At 45.6% G+C, this 1,421-nt stretch carries 1 protein-coding gene; it reads left to right on the top strand.

Annotated features, from left to right (window positions below):
- The first annotated feature begins 214 nt into the window (after nt 1–214).
- The gene (locus tag J3482_RS22020) at nt 215–1,183 is read left to right on the top strand and encodes a tyrosine-type recombinase/integrase (RefSeq protein ID WP_146825014.1); all 969 of its coding nucleotides are present in this window, start codon (nt 215–217) and stop codon (nt 1,181–1,183) included.
- Nucleotides 1,184–1,421 lie beyond the last annotated feature (238 nt).

Raw genomic sequence — 1,421 nt, 5'->3', positions numbered from 1 at the left:
TTTAAATTCCTTATCATATTGCTTCATCACGTGGACACCTCAAATCACCTTATTCTTACATTCTCGATTCGTTATGTCCACTCTTTGATCCTAACACCACATTCCAGCACGGCCTCCACTTCCGTCTATTTAAAAATAGATGTCCATCAACTAAGAAGCTGTTCCCTTACCCCGCCGCCGTTTGATTGGAATCAGGGTGAGGAGGCGTTTTGACATGAACCACAGAGAATTTGAAGGCGAATTTAAGGACTTACTCTGCGATTACGTGAAAATGAAGAGGGACCTAGGTTACAAATTCGACACGACATCTGCCAATCTCCGGAGATTCTCTGTGTTTTCGTTGGGTTACCATATTCAGAACAAGACACTCTACAAGCCGTTAGTGGAGGATTGGACAGCCAAGAGAAAAGATGAGTCTGTAAAAACATGGGAGCATCGTGCGAGTGACATACGCCAGTTTGCATTGTATCTACAGCATCGAGGCTATGACGCCTATATTCCACCCGGAAAGCGCAAGGTCAGGAGGGGAGAATTTGTACCCTATATTTTTACTCACGATGAAATCCAATGTTTTCTTCGAGCGTGTGACAGCATACCTCCCCATCCTTTGTCCAACAAACACACCAGTTTTCCACTATTATTTCGGCTACTGTATAGCTGTGGGCTCCGGATTTCCGAGGCGATTCATTTGACCGTGTCAGATGTGGATCTGAATCGGGGTATCTTGTTCATTCGAGCGTCGAAGTTTAATAAAGATAGACTGGTTCCCCTATCCGAGGAACTTTGGGGCATGTTTAGGCGTTATTCCCATCGATTTAACTACCATGCGGAACCGAAATATCACTTTTTTAGAAACAAGAACGGAACCCCGTTAACCCACGGTAATGTCTATAAACAATTCCGGGAATTATTGTGGAGAGCCGGCATTTCCCATGGGGGGAAAGGGAAAGGACCTCGCCTGCATGACCTTAGGCACACGTTTTGTGTTCACACTTTGGCCAACCAAGTTCGCGAGGGAACGGACTTGTATTGTGCCCTCCCCGTTCTTTCCACTTACCTTGGACATACGTCTGTCGCAGCAACCCAGCATTATGTGCGATTGACCGTCGAGGCTTATCCAGAGCTGATTCAAAGTGTCTCCAATACATGTTCTTATATTTTTCCGGAGGTGAAACGTGGGTGAAACCGACGGACTTTGCTTAATATTTAACCGCATTCCTGTCCAAATACCTTCCAGGCACGTTGGGGCTGAGCTCAAATACCATCATGTCTTACAGGGATTCTTTCCATTTATCCCGGATTTCGACGATTGTGTCCTCATAAACTGGTGTGAATAATTGAAAAGGTGCTCCCCGTATGGCTAAGATGAGTTTGTCGAGAACCACATCTTCGCTAGGAAGGAGCACCTTTTGGGTGAAACA

It is taken from the genome of Alicyclobacillus suci (assembly GCF_017329615.1).
Lineage (GTDB): Bacteria > Bacillota > Bacilli > Alicyclobacillales > Alicyclobacillaceae > Alicyclobacillus > Alicyclobacillus suci.
Note: the sequence above shows the minus strand (reverse complement) of the source record. Positions and strands in the feature narration are given on the sequence as shown.

Excerpts from the sequence above, each read along its gene's own strand:
- J3482_RS22020 (WP_146825014.1), top strand. The coding sequence starts at position 215 with ATGAACCACAGAGAATTTGAAGGCGAATTTAAGGACTTACTCTGCGAT.